This is a genomic window from Bradyrhizobium sp. Kon37 (genome assembly GCF_055807535.1).
The window spans coordinates 476,516-495,674 of record NZ_JBVVOY010000003.1 but is presented as its reverse complement, the minus strand read 5'-3'; the positions used below and the strand labels follow the sequence as shown (position 1 = coordinate 495,674).

Annotated in this window: 16 protein-coding genes; 7 read left to right on the top strand and 9 right to left on the bottom strand. The window is 63.3% G+C overall.

All coding sequences use genetic code 11. The features are described 5' to 3' along the window. Positions 1-2: 2 nt before the first annotated feature. The 7 genes from AC0L3J_RS10190 to AC0L3J_RS10160 all read right to left on the bottom strand — a co-directional run bounded on the left by AC0L3J_RS10190 (position 3) and on the right by AC0L3J_RS10160 (position 7,460). Entirely contained in the window at positions 3-1,151 is a 1,149-nt protein-coding gene (locus tag AC0L3J_RS10190) for an amidohydrolase (protein ID WP_456765462.1), read from the bottom strand. A gap of 263 nt (positions 1,152-1,414) precedes the next feature. After that, the gene (locus AC0L3J_RS10185; RefSeq protein ID WP_456765461.1) at positions 1,415-2,503 is read right to left on the bottom strand and encodes a mandelate racemase/muconate lactonizing enzyme family protein; all 1,089 of its coding nucleotides are present in this window, start codon (positions 2,501-2,503) and stop codon (positions 1,415-1,417) included. A 102-nt stretch (positions 2,504-2,605) separates the two neighbouring features. After that, positions 2,606-3,613, bottom strand: coding sequence for an alpha/beta hydrolase (locus AC0L3J_RS10180; protein WP_456769686.1), 1,008 nt, complete (start codon positions 3,611-3,613; stop codon positions 2,606-2,608). A gap of 236 nt (positions 3,614-3,849) precedes the next feature. Beyond that, entirely contained in the window at positions 3,850-5,055 is a 1,206-nt protein-coding gene (locus AC0L3J_RS10175) for a M20/M25/M40 family metallo-hydrolase (RefSeq protein ID WP_456765460.1), read from the bottom strand. A 37-nt stretch (positions 5,056-5,092) separates the two neighbouring features. After that, a complete protein-coding gene (locus AC0L3J_RS10170) occupies positions 5,093-5,440 on the bottom strand; it encodes a hypothetical protein (protein WP_456765459.1) in 348 nt (115 codons plus the stop codon). A 75-nt stretch (positions 5,441-5,515) separates the two neighbouring features. Next, entirely contained in the window at positions 5,516-6,121 is a 606-nt protein-coding gene (locus tag AC0L3J_RS10165) for a nucleotidyltransferase domain-containing protein (protein ID WP_456650873.1), read from the bottom strand. A gap of 94 nt (positions 6,122-6,215) precedes the next feature. Then, complete coding sequence (locus AC0L3J_RS10160; protein WP_456765458.1) at positions 6,216-7,460, bottom strand: MFS transporter; 1,245 nt, start codon at positions 7,458-7,460, stop codon at positions 6,216-6,218. Positions 7,461-7,570: 110 nt separating this feature from the next. Between AC0L3J_RS10160 and xylB the strand changes: the two genes are divergently transcribed. From xylB to AC0L3J_RS10125, 7 genes are all read left to right on the top strand, one after another. Continuing rightward, a complete protein-coding gene (gene xylB / locus AC0L3J_RS10155; protein ID WP_456765457.1) occupies positions 7,571-9,016 on the top strand; it encodes a xylulokinase in 1,446 nt (481 codons plus the stop codon). Between the two features lie 210 nt (positions 9,017-9,226). Beyond that, a complete protein-coding gene (locus tag AC0L3J_RS10150; RefSeq protein ID WP_456765456.1) occupies positions 9,227-10,756 on the top strand; it encodes a sugar ABC transporter ATP-binding protein in 1,530 nt (509 codons plus the stop codon). Next, positions 10,749-11,789, top strand: a complete 1,041-nt coding sequence (locus AC0L3J_RS10145) for an ABC transporter permease subunit (protein WP_456765455.1) — start codon at positions 10,749-10,751, stop codon at positions 11,787-11,789. The genes AC0L3J_RS10150 and AC0L3J_RS10145 overlap by 8 nt, the downstream gene beginning before the upstream one ends. A 152-nt stretch (positions 11,790-11,941) precedes the next feature. Then, positions 11,942-12,889 carry an ABC transporter substrate-binding protein gene (locus AC0L3J_RS10140; RefSeq protein ID WP_456765454.1) on the top strand — a complete coding sequence of 316 codons (948 nt, stop codon included), beginning with the start codon at positions 11,942-11,944 and terminating at the stop codon, positions 12,887-12,889. A 353-nt stretch (positions 12,890-13,242) separates the two neighbouring features. Next, positions 13,243-13,668, top strand: a complete 426-nt coding sequence (locus AC0L3J_RS10135; protein ID WP_456769685.1) for an adenylate/guanylate cyclase domain-containing protein — start codon at positions 13,243-13,245, stop codon at positions 13,666-13,668. After that, positions 13,586-13,843, top strand: coding sequence for a hypothetical protein (locus AC0L3J_RS10130; protein ID WP_456769884.1), 258 nt, complete (start codon positions 13,586-13,588; stop codon positions 13,841-13,843). The genes AC0L3J_RS10135 and AC0L3J_RS10130 overlap by 83 nt, the downstream gene beginning before the upstream one ends. Then, on the top strand, positions 13,836-16,679 hold the full coding sequence (locus tag AC0L3J_RS10125; protein WP_456765453.1) for an ATP-binding protein: 2,844 nt from the start codon (positions 13,836-13,838) through the stop codon (positions 16,677-16,679). The genes AC0L3J_RS10130 and AC0L3J_RS10125 overlap by 8 nt, the downstream gene beginning before the upstream one ends. Before the next feature lie 380 nt (positions 16,680-17,059). Here the strand turns inward: AC0L3J_RS10125 and AC0L3J_RS10120 are convergent, their stop codons facing one another. Beyond that, positions 17,060-17,419: a DUF1330 domain-containing protein gene (locus AC0L3J_RS10120; RefSeq protein WP_456765452.1), complete on the bottom strand. Its 360-nt coding sequence runs from the start codon at positions 17,417-17,419 to the stop codon at positions 17,060-17,062. A 461-nt stretch (positions 17,420-17,880) separates the two neighbouring features. Further along, on the bottom strand, positions 17,881-19,089 hold the full coding sequence (locus AC0L3J_RS10115; protein WP_473346838.1) for a L,D-transpeptidase: 1,209 nt from the start codon (positions 19,087-19,089) through the stop codon (positions 17,881-17,883). Between the last annotated feature and the right edge of the window lie 70 nt (positions 19,090-19,159).

Here is a 19,159-nt window from a genome sequence, read left to right as displayed (position 1 = left end):
GCCTAGTTCGAGGCCAGCGCCGCCTTGGCGACTTCCGCCATCCAGCTCGATGCCACCGGCAGGATCGCGTCGTTGAAATCATAGCGCGGGCCGTGCAGCTCGGCGCCGTCCCGCAATTCGCCGTTGCCGATCCAGACGAAGGCGCCGGGGCGCCGCGAGAGAAAATGGGCGAAATCCTCACCGGCCATGCTGGGCGCGAGGTCGCGCCGCAGCTCGGCCCGCACCTTGTCTGCGGCGAGGCGCGCGAGATCCGCCTCGGCCGGCGTGTTGATGACGACGCCGACGCCAATGACGATCTCCGGCGTCACCTTGACGCCGAAGCTCGTGGCAATCCCGGCGCAGATCTGTTCGATCCGCGCCACGACGGTGTCCTTCACCGCATCGCGATGGTAGCGCAGCGTGCCGCCGATCGAGACGCGTCCGGCGATTTGGTTGCGTGCCGTGCCGCCTTCGAGCGTGCAGAGCGAGAGCACGGCGGTGTCGAGCGGATCGACACTGCGCGACACGATCGATTGCAGCGCCACGATCAAATGGCCGGCCGCCATCACGGGATCGCGCGTCAGATGCGGCATGCCGGCGTGACCGGCATGGCCGTCGATGGTGATGGTGATGCGCCCGCCGGAGGCCATGACGACGCCGTCATGGACCGCGATGGTGCCGGCGGCGAGTCCCGGCCAGTTGTGAAAGCCGAACACCCGATCCATCGGAAAGCGCTCGAACAGCCCGGCCGCGACCATCGCGCGCGAGCCGCCAAAACCTTCCTCGGCCGGCTGGAAGATGAAAACGACCGTCCCGCTCCAGTCGGTGTCGGCGGCGAGCAGCGCGGCGGCGCCGAGCAGCGAAGCGGTATGCCCGTCATGGCCGCAGGCATGCATCACACCGGGATTTTGCGAAGCGTAGGCTAGCCCCGTATCTTCGGTGATCGGCAGCGCATCCATGTCGGCGCGCAGGCCGACGCGGCCCTGGGCGTGCCCGCGCGTCAAGGTCGCGACGATGCCGTGGCCGCCAACGCCTGACTCGAAGGAAATGCCGAGCTCGGTGAGCTTGTCCTGCACAAAGGCGGCGGTGGCTTTCTCCTGGAGGGACAGTTCGGGATGCGCATGCAAATGCCGGCGCCACGCGGTCAGTTTCTGGTGCAGCTCGGGGGTCAAGGCGGGAATCTCTCGGATTGTGTGTCGCCATCGACACCATAGCCGAATAACCGCAGCTTGCATCAAGCGCCAGCGAATGCCTCGGGTGCAGCAACGCGTTGATGCTTGCTGGTGCAAACCGACCGCGCCGCGCGCTCCACTTCACCTCTCCGGCTTGCGGGAGAGGGCTCGATCGTCATTGGGGATCTCACTGCGGAGACACCCTCTCCCCAACCCTCTCCCGCAAGCGGGAGAGGGGGCGCACCGGCGGCTGCGGATCCGCGCTACCCCGACAGCTTCGCCAGCCCGTCCCAGTCGAAGCTGATGCCGTGGCCGATACGGTCCGGCGCGAGCGCAAGCCCGTCCTGCAGCACCAGCGGATGCTCGATATATTTGTCGAGCCCAAAACCGTGCGCCTCCAGATACGACCGGTTCGGGCAGGCCGCGAGCAGATGCACGGTGATGTCGTGCGCGCCGTGGCTGGTGACGGGCAGGTTGAACGCTTCCGCCAGCCGCGCGACCTTTATGAAGGCGGAGACGCCGCCGCAATTGGTGACGTCAGGCTCGGGATAGGACACCGCGCCCGCGACGATGTAGTTCTTGAACTCCCACAGCGAGCGCAAATTCTCGCCCGCTGCGATCGGCACGCCGCCGGCCTGCATGATGCGGACATGGCCCGCGACGTCGTCGGGAATGATCGGCTCCTCGAGCCAGGTGAGGTCGTAGGGTTGGAACGCCCGGGCGGCGCGGATCGCCTCCTCGACCGTCCATTTCATGTTGGCATCCACCATCAGCGGAAAGCCGTCGCCGAGATGCTGTCGCATCGCGGAGACCTTCGCTACGTCGGTTTTGAGATCGGGCCGGCCGACCTTCATCTTGATGGCGCGAAAGCCCTTGGCGAGATTGCCGTCGGTCTGCTCCAGCAGCGCCTCGACCGAGAGATCGAGGTCGATGCCGCCGGCATAGCAGGGCACGCGCGCATCGAACCCGCCGAGCAATCGATACAACGGCAGGTTCGCCCGCCGCGCCTTCAAATCCCACAGCGCGATGTCGAGCGCCGAGAGCGCCAGCACCGCCGGCCCGCCGCGGCCGCCATAATGCAGGCCCCACCAGACGTGATGCCAGATCGCTTCGGTATCATCGGCCTCGCGGCCCTCGACCAGCGGCGGGATTTCGCGCTTGAGGATGTCGGCGACGGCGCCGCCATTGCGCCCGACCGTGTAGGTGTAGCCGACGCCTTCGGCGCCATCGGCATCGCGGATGCGGCAGGTGATCAGCTCGAACGCTGCGATGTCGCCGTGGGTCGAGTCGGAGAGCATGACGGGGAGGGGGATCCGGTAGAATCCGGTCTCGATGTTTGCAATGCGCGGCATGATTTTCTTCCTGCGTTTTCTTTGCAGGCTAGCCCGACGTTCGCGCCACGGCAATGCGGTCGTTGCGACATCGCGGCGCATCCTGGGCAAGATCGCGTTGAGCTATTGCGCCGGCGCGCCGGCGGCCGGTCGCCGTGAAACGTCCTCGGCAAGCTGCTGACCTTGAGCGAGCCTACGCTCGATCATGCCCATCACGGTGGTCACGTCTTCGAAGGCCCGCGAATGCGCTTGTCCCTGTAAGCGGGTGATGTCGAACACCAGAATATTGGCCCGCGCCAGCTCGTCCTTGTAAGGCTCTTCCTCCGCGTTGACATCGCCCAGCCGGGTGAGGCCGCCCGCGATCGACTTCGACAGCTTCAGCGCACCGTCATCCTGCGACAGGAACAGCGCGAAGCGCGGCCGCGACGATCCCATTTCCTGCATCTGTTCGCGAAACGCCGCGAAGTCGACATCGGGGGCCACCATGGCCACGTTCCTGATCTTGCCGCCGATCTTCCCAGTCCGGCGTGCCCTGGCCTGAAGGGCATTCAGCGTGATCAGGCAGCCCATGGAATGGCAGAGCACGGTGACCTCGCGGATTGCGGGGTTGATCGCCACCTGCTCGATCAGCCCGTCGAGCGATCCGACGGATTCACGGGCGACCTCGCCGTCGCGCTCATAGGCGCGCAATCCGACCAGGCCTTGCGAGGGCCAGGAGAACAGGATCGGAATCACCGGGGCTCTCGAGTCCTGGACGATTTGCGCGAAGCGATAGACCGCATCGTCGAAGCGGTTGTTGAAGCCGTGGACGAAGATCATCGCCTTGCTGCGGCGGGTCTTCTTGGCGACACTGTTGATGGCAGTATTGAAGGCGGATCTGTCGAGGTAGTCGGCCGACACGGTGACGAACTCGCGGCGCGGATCGCCGGGCGGCACCACCGGCCACTGGATCGCACCGACGACGCGGGCCTCGTCAGGCGGAATTGAGACAGAGACCATCGCATAGGACATCGCGGCGGCACGTTCGCGGCTGAACATGTCGCCAGTGTCGACGGCGGCGCGCTCGCGGGTCGTCGCAACAAGCACCGGAACACGCGACGTGCTCTCCGCGGCCTCGACCGGAACGAGCACGCCCTGCAAGGGGCGTCCTGCGCAGGATGCGCAAGCAAGAGACAGGATCAAGACGCCCGTCACGCGCCAGCAACTGCGGGAGGTGGCCTGGGAGCTCATGCTGCTAGGAGGAATGGCAATGGGTCCGTGCCCCGATCTTTCGCGACCTCCGGCCACTGCTGGACCTTCCACCTCTGTGTCACTTGATTTAGATCAAGCGCAGCGGGCCGGGGCCGCCTCGATTTTGCCGGCGCGCCTCACCGCATCGTTGCGAGCTGCACGGCCAGCGCGCAGGCGCGATCGTATTCGTCCAGATTGATCCACTCGTCGACGGTGTGCACCTCGTTCTGGCCGGCGCCGAAGGTCACGGTCGGAACGCCGTGGCGGACCATCCAGTTGGCATCGAGGCCGCCATTGGCGGTGCGCACGTTCGGGGTTCCGCCGACCGCGGACACCGCCTCCACCGCGCGTTTGACGACGGGAAGGTTGTCCTTCATGCGGAACGGGAAATAATCGGTCTCGGCCTTGAACTTGACCTTGCCGGACTTGCCTTGCGCGTTGGTGACTTTCCTGGCCGCCTTCTCGAACGCGGCCTTGTAGGCCTTGGTGATCTCCTTGAAGAACTTTCCGTCGTGGCTGCGGCTTTCGCCGCGCACATGCACGTAGTCGGTGACGACATTGGTGGCGTCGCCCGCAGGCCGTCCCTCGCCGCCGGTGACGGGGCCGACATTGCTGGTGCCCTGCCGCGCGCTTGCGCCCTTGCCCTTCACCACCTTGCCGAACCAGCCGCCGGCCTTCACGTCGGCAAGCGCCAGCGACATGATCATGGTCGAGGAGATGCCGCGCTCGGGCGCGACGCCGGCATGCGAGGCGCGGCCGAAGATCTCGACGGTCCAGCGGTCGGCACCGACGGCGCCGATGACGACGTTGGAGGCCGAGCCGCCGTCATAGTTGAACGCCATCACCGGCGCGCCGAGCTCGTCGAGCTTGACGTGGCGCGCGCCGTAGAGCCCGCTCTCCTCGCGCACGCAGAATAAAAGCGTGATCGGCGGATGATCGAGCTGCTGCTTTTCGAGCTCGGCCGCCAGCGTCACCAGCACGCCGCAGCCGCAGCGATTGTCGCCGCCGAGCGCGGTCTTCGCATCATTGACGATCTTGCGACCCGACTTCTTCGGCTTGGCGCCGGCGCATAGCGGCACGGTGTCCATGTGGGTCATGAACATGATGCGCGGCTGGTTGTGCAGCGCGCCGCGGCCGGGCAAGTCGACGATGAGATTGCCGGTCTCGGTCGGCACCGGAATGCGGGTATTGGCATCGTCAAGCCGGATCGCCTTCGCCGGCACGCCGCTCTCCTTCAGCGCAGCCGTGAGCTCACGCCCGATCGCAGCCTCCTGTCCCGTGACGCCCTCGACGGCGAGAAAGCGCATGAGGCGGTCGGTGGCGGCTTTGGTGTCGACAGGCATGGACTATTCCTTACGTCATCGCCAGCGATGCTGGGGGCTAGTGCTTCGCTGGCGGATCAAGCTTGGCGACCGCCGCTTCGATTGTCTTCGTGCACCGAACCAGGTCGGCGAGAAGCTTTTCGTCGATCTCCATCCGGCCCTGATATTCGGCAAGATTTCGTTCGTTGTGGGCCTTGAGGAAGACCTGTATCTCCGGTGCACTCGTTCCGATCGTATGCACCAGCGTCTGAAATACCGTGATACGGTCTTCCGAACGATAGCCCTCGCGCCGGAGTGCAGCCAGCGCAAGCCGGTGTGCTGCGCCATAGGCCAGGTCAAAACGGCTATCGGGATCCAGGTCTTCATTCTGAGCATCTTTCAACCGGCTGCCCGCGGCCGCAACCACCAAGATACTCGCTGCGTGTGGGCGGCTCGATCTTGAGCCGCTTGATCCTCACGAGATTGTCGAGCTCGGTCTTGCTCATGCGCGCAAATCGCGTTGAGTGCCAAGAATGAACGTCTTCGGGCCGAGAGCTAGCTTCCTGGCGAAGGAGCCGGCCCGCGAAGACCGCTGCCGCCATTCTTCCGATGTGAGAAAAGCCGGGCTGATCTTGCGAAGCAGGCGATCCTCGGCGTGTTGAAAGGCGGTGTAGAGGTCCGAGTAGTCCAAGTCGTCTCCGATCACCATGACGTCGATATCGCTTTGCGCGGTGTCCGTTCCCTTGGCGACCGAGCCAAAGATGAAAGCAGTCTTTATCTTACTCGCGAAGGGTTCAAGAGCTTTCTTCAAGAACTCGCTCAGCGCCACGGTCTTGAGGACGAGGCCCTGCAGCTCTTCGAAAATCGGCGAATGCCGGTTGGCGCGATAGTGCTTTTGATTGCCGATGTGCTCGACCGAGACAAGGCCACTACGCCGCAGGCGCGATAGCTCGCGTTCGACCGCCCCCGTGCCGGAGGCAACGGTCCGGATGATCTCCGACGTGTAGAAGCTGCGGTCGGGATGCGCGAAAATGAGACCAAGCACGCGCTGCTGCACCTTGGAGAATAGTGCATTTGACAGGTTTATGGTTTCTGCATTCGTACCCATATTGGGGATTATACTACCCAAATTGGGAATATCAAGCGACACTGCTGATAGTGGTGGAGCTCGTTCGAAGAGTTTCCCGACGCGGCGGTCCCCTCTACGAACGCGACGAGGTATAAGTCAAAAAGATCAGCGCGCCGATGCCAAGCATGGCAGCCATGAAAAGCAGCACCGCCGGCAGCCCCGCGAACGCCGCCACCGCGCCGGTGATCGACTGCATCAGCGCCGCGCCGAGGAAGAAGGCGAGGTTGATCGCCGCGAGCGCCTTGCCCGCGACCTGGGCGTCGACCAGCTGCCGCGACATGCCGAACAGCAGCGGCTGCGCCGAGGTCGCCAAGCCAATGAGCACGAACAGCACCAGGTCGTATTGCGGCGGCATCACGGGAAAGCCGAGCAGCATGGAGACAGCATAGTGCGGCGCCCCTAACGCCATCAGCGCCAGCAGCAATGCGCCGGCCAGGTGCGTTCCCGCCACCAGCGCGCGGCGGCGTCCGATCCTGCGGTCGATCATGCCGACGAGAAGCGGACCTGCGATCATCGCCAGCGTGAACGCGCCGAGCTGATTGCCGGCCTCGACCCGCGACAATCCCTTGACCTGCATCAGCCACGGCCCGCCCCACAGGCCGCGCAGCACCAGCGAGGTCGCAAGCGACACCAGCGCCAGCGCGATCAGGCCGCGCAAGGGCCGCGAAAGTCCGAGCCTGAGCACTTCGATCATCTGCGACAGCGGCGAGGACTCGTCCTTGTGCTCGGCGGGCTGGCTCGGCACCAGCAGGAACACCGCGAGCGCCACGGCAACGCCGCCGAGCGCCGAGATCCAGAACCCGGCGCGCCAGCCGTAAGTGTCGACCACGAAGGCGAGCGGGCTCGACGATAGCAGCATGCCGATATTGCCAATCGAGAGGATCGCGCCCGACCACAGCCCGAAGCGCGCGGCCGACAATTGCTTGGCCGCCAGTGTCATCGGGCACATCAGCATGCCGGAGGTGGCGACGCCCAGCAGCACCTGACCGACGGCGAAGCTTTCGGGTCCCGTCGCGAACCCCGACGCGATGGCGCCGACCACGGTTCCCGCGAGCAGGCTCAGCGACACCGGCCGAACGCCAAAGCGGTCCATCGCCGCACCGACCGGGATCTGCGCGGCCGCAAACGCGAACGGATAGACCGAGGTGAGGCTCGCCAGCGCCTGGGGTTCGATGCCGAAATCCGCCGCCATCAGGTCGAGGCTGACCGCCGGAATGGTGCGCAGCAAGGTCGAGAGCATGTGCCCGCAGGCCAGTGCGAGCAACGCAAGGATCAGCGCGCGGGTGGCTCCCGCGTCGTGGGTGGCGGCGGTGGTCATGGGCGTTGCGTCCCGGCAAGGTTTCGGGTGGGGTTACATGATTGACGGGTGCATGCCAACATCGGGACCGCCATGGCCGCAATGTCGTGGATGCACAAGGCAGTCGCATCATGTATCTCGGCATCGATCTCGGCACCTCTGCCGTCAAAACCGTTCTGGTCGACGACGCGCAGCGCGTGGTGGCAAGCCGCAGCCGGTCGCTGACGGTCTTCTCGCCGCGTCCCGGCCATTGCGAGCAGGACCCGGCACAGTGGATCGAAGCGACGTTCGCGACGCTGGATGCGCTGAAGGCGGACCACGCGCGCGAGCTGGCCGAGGTCGAGGGCATCGGCCTGTCCGGCCAGATGCACGGCGCGACGCTGCTCGACGCCGGTCTCGTGCCGTTGCGGCCCTGCATTCTCTGGAATGACGGGCGGTCCTTTGCGGAATGCGCCGAGCTGGAGCTGCGCTGGCCCGCCTTGCGGACGACGACAGGCAACAAGGCGATGCCGGGATTCACCGCGCCCAAACTGCTGTGGGTCGCCAGGCACGAGCCGGAGATCTTCGCGGCGACAAAACTCGTGCTGCAACCAAAGGCCTATCTGCGCCTGGTGCTGACGGGCGAGGCGATCGAGGATGTCTCGGACGCCTCGGGTTCGCTGTGGCTCGATGTTGTCAGCCGCGATTGGTCGGATGAGGGGCTCGCTGCGACCACTCTGTCGCGCCGGCAGATGCCGCGCCTGGTCGAGGGCTGCGCGCCGGCGGCACGGCTGCGGAGCGAGTTGGCGCAGCGCTGGGGCATGACCGGGCGGCCGATGCTAGCCGGCGGGGCCGGCGACAATCCGGCGGGAGCCGTCGGCATCGGCGCCGTCAATCCCGGCGCAGCCTTCATCTCGCTCGGAACCTCCGGTGCATTGCTGGTGCCGACCGAGACGATCGCGGCCAACCCGGAGCGGGTCGTGCACATTTTCTGTCACGCCGTCCCGGATAGATGGATTCAAGCCGGCGCGATCCTCTCGGCGGCCTCGTGCCTGTCGTGGATCGCGCGGCTGTTGGGGAGCTCCGAGGCCGACCTGCTGGCGCCGCTCAGGTTGCGCCCGAAGGCGCCGTCGCCGGTCAGCTTCCTGCCGTATCTCTCCGGCGAACGCACGCCGCACGACGATCCCGATGTACGCGGCATGCTCGATGGCCTCAGTCACGCCACCGATCGTGACGCGATCGTGCAAGCCGTGCTCGAAGGCGTGGCCTTCGCGCTTGCGGATTGCCGGGACGTGCTTGCCGAGACCGGGCTGGCGATCGCGGAGGCCGATGTCATCGGCGGCGGTTCGCGGTCGCGGTTCTGGCTTGCGGTGCTGGCCAATGTCCTGAACGTGCCGGTGCATCGCTTTGCCGACGGCGAGACCGGCGCGGCGTTTGGTGCGGCGCGGCTCGGCCGCCTCGCCGTGACGGGTGAGGCGATCGACGCCGTCTGCACCGCGCCACGGCGCGTCGAGACCTTCGAGCCCGAGCGCGCGCTTGCGCAGGCCTATGCCGAGCGGCTTCCGCAATGGCGCCGCCTGTACCGGCCGCCGCGCTGATCGCGATACGCGATGATGTGGCGAAGAAAAGGCATCACGCGCGAGATCGGTTCCGTCTGCAAAAGATAAAAGCAGCGCCGGACCGTTGGTCGGCATGCCGGAGGTATTGCCCTGCGCCACAACCTTTTGTTTAATGCTTGCACCCGCGCCAGGGACCAACGAGACGCGGGTGAGATTGCGATGCCGCCGTCGGCGCATCGGGGAGGTGTGATGAGCGAGCCCATCCTCGAGATGCGCCGGGTCTCTAAATCGTTCTTCAGCATCAAGGCGCTGCGCGACGTCGACCTCACCGTCTACGCGGGCGAGATCCACGCCTTGATGGGCGAGAACGGCGCCGGCAAATCCACCCTGATGAAGATCCTGTCGGGCGCCTACCGGCCGGATCCGGGCAGCGAAATCCGCATCGACGGCCAGCCCGTGCAGATCAGCGGCCCGCTCGGCGGCCGTGCTGCCGGCATCGCGATCATCTATCAGGAACTCTCGCTCGCCCCCAATCTGAGCGTTGCGGAGAACATTTATCTCGGTCGCGAGGTCTCCCGCGGCGGCTTGCTGGCGCGCGAGGCGATGCAGGCCGGCGTCGGTCCGATCCTGGCGCGGCTCGGCGCGGATTTCACGCCGCAGACGCAGGTCGCCAATCTCTCGATGGGCCAGCGCCAATTGGTCGAGATCGCGCGCGCGCTGCACGCCCGCTCCAGAATCCTGATCATGGACGAGCCGACCACCGCGCTGTCGGCCGGTGAGAGCGAAAGGCTGTTCGCGCTGATCCGCCAGCTGCGTGCCGAAGGTCTCGCCATCATCTATATCTCGCATCGCATGGACGAGGTCTATGCGCTCGGCGATCGCGTCACGGTGCTCCGCGACGGCACGCTGGTAGGTTCGCTCGACAAGGGCGACATCCGCGCCGACAACATCGTCCGGATGATGGTGGGACGCGACGTCTCGTCCTTCTACAAGAAGGAGCATGATCCCAGGAATGAGGCGCGGTCGGGCGCTCCCGTGCTTGCGGCCGTCGACATCGCCGACGGCAGGCGCGTCAAGGGATGTTCGCTGACGGTGCATGCGGGCGAGGTCGTCGGCCTTGCCGGCCTGGTCGGCGCCGGCCGCACCGAACTTGCGCACCTCATCATCGGCGCCGCGCCCATGGTCTCCGGCCATGTCGAGATCGAGGGGCGCGCGGTCTCGATCCGCACGCCGGGCGAGGCGCTGGATGCTGGCATTGCCTATCTCACCGAGGACAGGAAGGCGCTCGGCCTGTTCCTCGACATGTCCTGCCTCGACAACATCAATCTCGCGGTGCTCGGCCGCGATGCGAAATTCGGCGGCATCCTCGACCGCGACAAGGCCCGCGACCGCGCCAAGCGCGCGTTCGCGGGGCTCGGCATCCGCGCTGCGAATGTCGGTGTTCCCGCCGGCGGGCTCTCCGGCGGCAACCAGCAGAAAGTACTGCTGTCGCGGCTGCTCGCGATCGGCCCCAAAATCCTGATCCTCGACGAGCCGACCCGCGGCGTCGACGTCGGCGCCAAGTCCGAGATTTATTCGATCATCGACAATCTCGCGAAATCGGGCACCGCGGTTCTCGTCATCTCGTCCGACCTGCCCGAGATCATCGGCATCTGCGACCGGGTCATCGTGATGCGCGCGGGACATATCGCCGGGCAGATCCGGCGCAACGCGACATCGCCGCTCAGTCAGGAGGAGATCATGGCCCTCGCCACCGGAACGGAGCAGCTCGATGCCTGAGAACGGCGCTCCCGCGAAAGCGGCCCCCGTGGCGCCCGGTCTTGCCGCCGCGCAGGAGACCAAGCGGCAGCGGACGCGGATGATCATTCGCGCGGTTGGCATGCTGCCGGTGCTGCTGCTCTTGTGCATCGGCTTTCACGTGCTGTCGGACGGCCGCTTCTTCACCGGCCAGAACATCGGCATCGTGGTGCAGCAATCCGCAGTCAATACCGTGCTGGCCGCGGGCATGACCTTCGTCATCCTCACCGGCGGCATCGACCTGTCGGTCGGCTCCATCCTGGCGGCGTCGGCGATGGCCGGGCTGATCATCTCCAAATTCCCAGATCTCGGGGTGCTGTGGTTGCCGGCCGCGGTGCTCACCGGCGCCGTCTTCGGCATTCTCAATGGCGGCTTGATCGCGCTCTTGCGCCTGCCGCCCTTCATCGTCACGCTGGGATCGTTGACCGCCGTGCGCGGCGCCGCGCGCCTGCTCGGCGCCGACACCACGGTGTTCAATCCGTCGATCCCCTATGCCTTCATCGGCAACGGCGCCTTGACCCTCATCCCCGGCGTATTGTCGATTCCCTGGCTCTGGGTGATCGCGTTGCTGGTCATCCTGGTGTCGTGGCTGGTGCTCAAGCGCACCGTGCTCGGGGTGCACATCTACGCGGTCGGCGGCAACGAAAGCGCGGCGCGGCTCGCCGGCATCAAGGTCTGGGCCGTGCTGATCTTCGTCTACGGCGTGTCCGGCCTGCTCGCGGGCCTCGGCGGCGCAATGCAGGCGGCGCGGCTCTATGCCGCCAATGGCCTGCAGCTTGGCCAGTCTTACGAGCTCGACGCCATCACCGCCGTGATCCTGGGGGGCACCTCCTTTGTCGGCGGCATCGGCTCGATCTGGGGGACGCTGGTCGGCGCGCTGATCATTGCCGTGTTGTCGAACGGCCTGATCCTGATCGGCGTGTCCGACGTCTGGCAATATGTGATCAAGGGTCTGGTGATCATCGGCGCCGTGGCGCTGGACCGCTATCGGCTGCAGGGCTCGGCGCGGACTTGAGAGCATGATCCGAAAAAGTGCGAAGCGGTTTTTCGAAAAGATCATGCTCAAACAAGGAGCAAGAAATGCAGCGGGTGCTGCGCCGTCATGTTCATTCCGTCACGGCAACTGGTCGCCGTGCCGGAGCTTCAAACAGACCAGGGAGGAAGCCAATGTTGAAGTCGATCTCGTTTGCCGGCGCCGCGATGGCGCTCGTCCTGAGCTCCGCGCCGTCCTGCGCCAAGGAGCTCAAGTCGATCGGCGTTTCGCTGGGCTCGCTCGGCAATCCGTTCTTCGTCGCGTTGTCGAAGGGCGCCGAGTTCGAGGCCAAGAAGACCAACCCCAACGTCAAGATCACCACCGTCGGCTTCGAATATGATCTGGGCAAGCAGGTCACCCAGATCGACAATTTCATCGCGGCCGGCGTCGACCTGATCCTGCTCAATCCCGGCGATCCCAAGGCGGTCGGCCCGGCGATCAAGAAGGCGCAGGCCGCCGGCATCGTCGTCGTTGCCGTCGACACCGCGGCCGAAGGCGCCGACGCCACGGTGACCACCAACAACGTCCAGGCCGGCGAGATCTCCTGCCAGTACATCGTCGACAAGCTGGGAGGCAAAGGCGACGTCATCATCGAGAATGGCCCGCAGGTCTCCGCGGTGATCGATCGCGTCGTCGGCTGCAAGAACGTGCTCGGCAAGAACCCCGGCATCAAAGTCCTGTCCAACGACCAGGACGGCAAGGGCTCGCGCGAAGGCGGCCTCACGGTGGCGCAAGGCTATCTGACCCGCTTCGCCAAGATCGACGCCATCTTCGCCATCAACGATCCGCAGGCGATCGGCACCGACCTCGCGGCGCGCCAGCAGCAGCGCACCGGCATTATCATTACCGCGGTCGACGGCGCGCCCGACATCGAAGCCGCCCTCAAGGATCCGCAGGCGGCGCAGATCCAGGCCTCCGCCTCGCAGGACCCGTTCTTCATGGCCCGCCGCGCCGTGCAGGTCGGCGTCAACATTCTCAACGGCCAGAAGCCGGCGTCCACCGTCGAGTTGCTGCCGTCGAAACTCGTGACGCGCGACAATGTCAAAGACTACAAGGGCTGGACCTCGGACCGCTCGCAGTAGCGGCTTGCGTGGCGGTGTTAGCTGGGCACGCAGCGGTCGACCGCCACTAGGTCGGCCGCGCTCTCGTTAGGCTCATGATCTTGAGGTCGTAGGTTCAAATCCTGTCCCTAATCATACCCGCAGACTCGACCACCCGACGTCCGCTTTTCGACATGAAGCGGGCCCCTGGCTTTCAATGCACCAGTTCAGCTTGTGACCCGAAGCGGACATTTCCCTAGCCCTAAAGCAACCCTCTATGCTTTGATCTTCGCGGTCAGTTCGATGACGTTAGGGGTCGTTCGTTGACAGGCGAGAGGGTGGAACGGAAGCTGGCGGCTGTATTGGCGGCTGACGTCGCTGGGTACAGCCGTCTCATGGGTCTCGATGAGGAAAGAACGCTGACCAACCTTAAGGCGGTCAGGAAGACCGTCATTGACCCTACCATCGCCACTCACCGCGGTCGCATCGTTAAGGCCACCGGCGACGGCATGCTGGTCGAGTTTGCAAGCGCGGTAGACGCGGCCGGCAACGCGTTCGATATCCGGAAAGGCACAGCAGCGTTGAATGCTGACGTCGCGCCGGACGTCCGGATCGAATTTCGGATCGGTATCCACGTCGGAGACATCATAGTGGATGGCGCCGGCATCTTCGGCGACGGAGTTAACTTAGCTGCAAGACTGGAGGGTCTTGCCGAGCCCGGCGCAGTTTGCATGTCTGATGAACGCTTATCGGCAGGTCCGAGGCGAGGTCGACATTGCTTTCGACGACCTTGGGCTACAGGTGCTAAAAAATATTGCTGAGCTGATGCGTGTCTGGCGTTTCGCAGGCCAAAATGCTGCCAAGGAGGGGCCGGCCGCGGTCGGGACGCAGGCGCTGACCCTGCCAGACAAGCCTTCGATGGCAGCGCTGCCGTTCCAGAATATGAGTGCGTGGAGGGTGATTTTCTGGCCTAGGACGGACAAAGAATATGAATGATCGCGACAACTTACGATCTAAGGGTTTTCCTTCTTTTGGCCCGTTCAATCTGTTTGTGTCCGAAAGACGAATTGAGAAAGCTGGCAAAGCGATACCGCTTGGCGGCCGAGCGTTCGACATCCTGATCCAACTCGTGGAGCGGGCTGGGCAAGTGGTTACTCATCAGGAGCTACTAGCGAGCGTTTGGCCTGGTATCAATGTGGAGGCAGCCAATCTCCGCGTTCACGTCTCTGCTCTTCGCAAGGCGCTCGGCGACGGGCGAAACGGCGCGCGTTACATATCCAATGTCTCCGGCCGCGGCTATTGTTTAGTGGTGCCGGTCACACGCTCGATGGGGGCACCGATTTCGGTTGCCGGCAGTGCCAACACGGGACGCCGTCAAAAGCTGCCGCCGCGACTGATGGGAATGGTCGGCCGCGAAGACACCGTTCGAGTGTTGATGCGGCAACTTCAGATATCGCGTTTTGTCAGCATCGTCGGCCCTGGCGGGGTGGGAAAAACCACTGTGGCAATCTCTGTTGCCCATACGCTGACTGATGAATTTGATGACGGGGTCTTCTTCATCGACCTGGCCATGCTGACCGATCCCCAACTCGTATCGACAGCGGTCGCCTCCGCGTTCGGACTCTCGGTGGAGACCAATGACCCGCTTCCGAGTCTGCTGGCATTTATTGGCGACAGAAGGATACTACTCGTGCTCGACAATTGCGAGCACGTGGTCGACGTGACTGCAATGCTGGCCGAGCACATTATCAGCCGGGCACCGCAGGCGCACGTCCTAGCGACCAGCCGCGAAGCGCTCAATGTGGAAGGCGAGCATATCCACTTGTTGTACTCACTTGATTGTCCCCCAGAGGATGCCGTTCTGACCGCTGTGGAAGCGCTCCGGTATCCTGCCGCCCGGCTTTTCATGGATCGCGCGGCCGCGAGCGGTCTTGACGCGGAACTGAGCGATATCGATGCGCCGATCCTTTCTTGGATGTGCCATCGGCTCGACGGAATCGCACTTGCCATCGTGCTCGCGGCCAGCCGCGTCGGCACGCATGGCATTCGAGGAACTGCGGAATTGCTCGACCATCGCTTCAGCTCGCTCCGGCACGGCCGTCGCGCCGCGCAGCCTCGTCATGAAACGTTGAACGCGATGCTCGATTGGAGTTACCGCCTGCTTTCGGAGCGCGAGAAATTGGTCCTGTGCCGGCTAGCTGTCTTCGTCGGACACTTCACGCTTCAGGCCGCCGGCTCGGTTGCGTCAGCGATTGAGATAAACAAGGAGGGAGACGTTATCGACGCAGTGGCGAGCCTCGTTGCAAAATCCCTGATATTCACGACCGTCATCAACGAATCGACCTACTACCGCTTGCTCGACACTACGCGCGCCTACGCCTCGGCTAAACTTGCAGAGCGTAACGAAACCGAGCGCATCGCCCGATGCCATGCGATCTATTATTCCAAATTCCTCGAAAACGGTGAGATCATCCCATTGTCCGGCGAGCGTGATCTTTCGGGATACGCTCCGCATATTGGCAACGTGCGGGTGGCGCTCCGATGGGCGCTGTCGGGTCGTGGCGATGCCATGGTCGGGATTGACCTCGCTGCTTGGGCGGCGCCCCTGTTCATCGGACTGTCGTTACTCGCGGAATGCAGGGATTGGTGTGAACGGGCGCTGGCTGCGCCCGCCTCCGCCCCTGGTACGCGCCAGGAAATGATCCTTCAGGAAGCCTTAGCGCTGTCCTCGTTATACACCCGCGGACAAAGCGATCAGGTTCGTATCGCAATGGATCGGGGACTTTCGCTTGCCGAGACTTTCGAGGACAGTGCACGCCAATTACGCCTTCTCGCCGGTTTGCATCTCTTTCTCCTTCGACTTGGTGACATCCCAAGCGCATTGGCGGTCGCGGAACAGGGCGGCGTTATTGCGCTCGCTGCCAAACACTCGGTTGGTATCGTCTGGGCGGAGTGTTCGGCGGGCAACGCTCACCACTTTCTGGGTAACCTAGCCGCGGCACAACTCCATCTTGAGCGGGGCTTAGCACTCGCTGTCGAACTTGATACACTCAGCGTCAACTCCTTCGGTGGTCTTGCCCAGCGAATTACTGCGCTCGGCGCCCTTGCTCGCACTTTTTGGCTGCGAGGCTTCCCCGATCAAGCGCTTAGTACGGTCCAAAGAGCTATCATTGAAGCAGCAAGTCGGGATCACCCCGTTCCGATCTGTATCTCGCTGATTTTTGCCTCGACGCTGTTCCTGTTAACCGGTGACTCCGGAAGAGCCGGAGAACTGATCGAGCAACTGGTCGTACACGCCGAACGATACTCGCTTGCACCGTATCGCGCCCATGGGATCGCCCTGAAAGGCGAATTTGCCATCGCTTCCGAAGCCGGCCTCGACTCCCTACGTAGCGCACTGGAGACTCTACGCGCTCAGCAGTACAATATCCTGCTGCCGAACTTCATGGGAGCTTTGGCCGAAGGCCTGCACAAGGTCGGGCAATTCGATGAGGCGCTTCCCACGATCAACGAAGCAATCGCTGTCGCGAAGAATCGTGGAGTGAGCGGAATGCTACCTGATCTGCTCCGGATCAAATCGCAGGTTCTTCTGGCACGACAAGACCGTGAATCAGCTTTTGACTGCCTCGCCGAAGCGCTCACCGTTGCACGGGCGCAATCTGCGCTCGCTTGGGAGCTGAGGTCGACGATGGTTTTAGCCCGCATGCTCTCCGAAGATGGACAGCGCGACCGGGCCAGGCATACCCTGGCCCTCGTCTACGACCGCTTCATGGAAGGATTCGAAACCGCAGATCTCAAGCTAGCGCGCGCGCTGCTTGAAGAACTGCGATAGCCATTTAGCGTTCGCGCCGATCACGAGATGATGTCGGCCGGTCGGATGAAGTAATTTACAGTTTTTTGTGATTGTCGACAAAAATCGTAGGTCTCCTGTTTCTTCCTAAGAGGAAGACACCGTGTGATTGCGGCGCTCTGGGTCCGGCGTGTAGGATTCAGATTAGTTTTTCCAAGCGCGTAAGTCGCGTCGGCCCTGCGGGATTGGCTTGAGCGACTTGGGGCTCCGATAGCCCCCGAAGGAAAGGTTGCTGCCGCGAAACGTGACTTTGCCGCCCTCGGCGACGAAGGTGTCGCCGCTGCCAAGCCAACCGCACTATTGCGACCGGTAATCAATGCAATCTTGCTCTTGATTGAGCCTTACCCGCCGCTCGATGATGGTCAAGGTCTGGCTTTACGTTGCGCATCACGTATATTCAACGCGAGGGCTTTCACCGTGAAGCCTTCAGGCAAATGGTCGATCAGGATTAGATCCGATATCACGTTCATCGTACGTAGCGGACGGATTGCCTGATATTCGGCGGAGTTGTACCAAGCAGTCACCGCTGCCCGGTCGGGAAACACCATCAGCACGACGGAACCCGGCCAAGCGCCTTCCACGATCTTGTCCGGGGGGCCTTGTGCAAGCCACTTCCCTCCGTAGGGGGCGACCGTCGCCTCGACCCGCTCCAAGTATGTCAGACCTTCGTCGTTCGGGATATCGCCGGGAATGCGCAGATGATTGATCAGATAGGTCTTCATGAATGACGCCCTTTGTCTAGTGGTGTCCTGAGCAAGTGAGAGCCTACAAAAGCTCGATCTTCACGGATCATCCGCTGCGATCGGCGGCCGCCAGATCGTCGAGGATCATCATCAAGCATTGTCTTACGGGTAATGGTCGCTCGTTAACCAGTCTTTCTCGGTCTGCATTCGTATTGCTTAAACGCACGCCGTGCTATGCCGAGCTGAAAAGCGACGACAAGGGCCTCAGAGCATCAAAACAATCAAGGGCTGAGGATCTGGACTTGGACACTGTAATTAAATGTCCGCTCGTGGCCCATAGCTGACCTGCCCCGCGCAGCGATCCATGACTGCTTGCGACCCTTAGCGGACCTCGCGCCGCTTTGGCTCAGGTGCGGACATCAAGTTGCACCAGAATTGCGGTCGGACAATTCCACCGGATTGCGCAGCGGCATCGTGTGTTGGTGGGTTGCGCCGCCGCGTCAATGCGTTACCACGATGAAATCCGTGTCTTTTCCCGTCTCCTGGCTAATTCCGTTGTCGGAAACAATCAACGAAGAAGCCGGCGTCAGGAGTTCAGAGATCTTCTCAACCGTATCCTGGGGCATTTCGATACGGTCGAGCGCAGCGTTGGCGTTGTCGGGTAACGGTCCCGGCGCGGTTTGCTTCGCGGGCGCTTCTCGCCGTTTCGTGGCAGCTTCGGACATACGGGGCAATTCCTCTGGAATCGACACGACGCTCCAGCGAATAGCCGTTCCCTCGTTCTGGAATTCCATTGCGGTAAACACGTGCGTTCCCAGCGGCTCCTCCGGATTTTCGATCTTGACCGGGACATCAAACAACGGCGTGAAGCCCTGACGCACGAACAGCTTGCTCAACTTGCGACTGACGAAGATGGAGATCGGGATGATCTTTTTAGGCCCGCTTGCAGCGGGAGCCGAGCCCGGCTCCTGGAGACTGGCGGCTTCTGGAGGTTCGGCGTTTGACACCAGTGATCGCTGCGTTGCCGCGGCTGCCCCGATGCTCTTGGTTGCGACGGTGGCACTCTGGAATTCGGACGAACCGGACGCGGCTTTCGGTTGAAAAAGATGCGGATTGGTTATCTCGACCGGCTGGACATCACCATGCGCAATGATCACGCGCGTGCCGCGCTTCGTGAGATGCCAGAGTCGAACGGCAAAATCATTTTTTAAACGGATGCAGCCGTGTGACGCTGGATGCTCGGGCACGACACCGGCGTGCAACGCGATCCCTGACCAGGTGATGCGTTGCATGTAGGGCATGGGGGCGGCGCTATAAATATTTGAACGGTGCCATCGTTGTTTGCTGATGACGCTGAACACGCCGAGGGGCGTCGGATGCCCCGCCATTCCTGTGGACACCGAAGAGCGTGCAATCAGGGCCCCGTTGTCAAAAAGCGAGACCCGTTGGTCTGCTATCGAGATGATGATCTGGAGCGGGCCCTTCGGAACGGGCTCGGGCCGAACGCTCTTCGCCCTTTCAGAGCTTGTCTGCCGGTGGTGGTGCTTGTCTTTGTACGGAGCATATTGGCTTCGCCAGAACGTGTGTTGGGGTCCAAGCAGAAATTGAGCGTGTGCGATCCCCGCAGGGAGCATGAAAATGGCGAATACAGCGGTTGTTATCGCGCGCTGCATTGCTGGCAATTCCTTAAGAACATCGCCCGGTCCCATAGGCGCGGTTCCATCGTTTCGAGACGATGCGCGAAGCCGAAGCCTGATGCGTCATCCTGACAGCGCACCA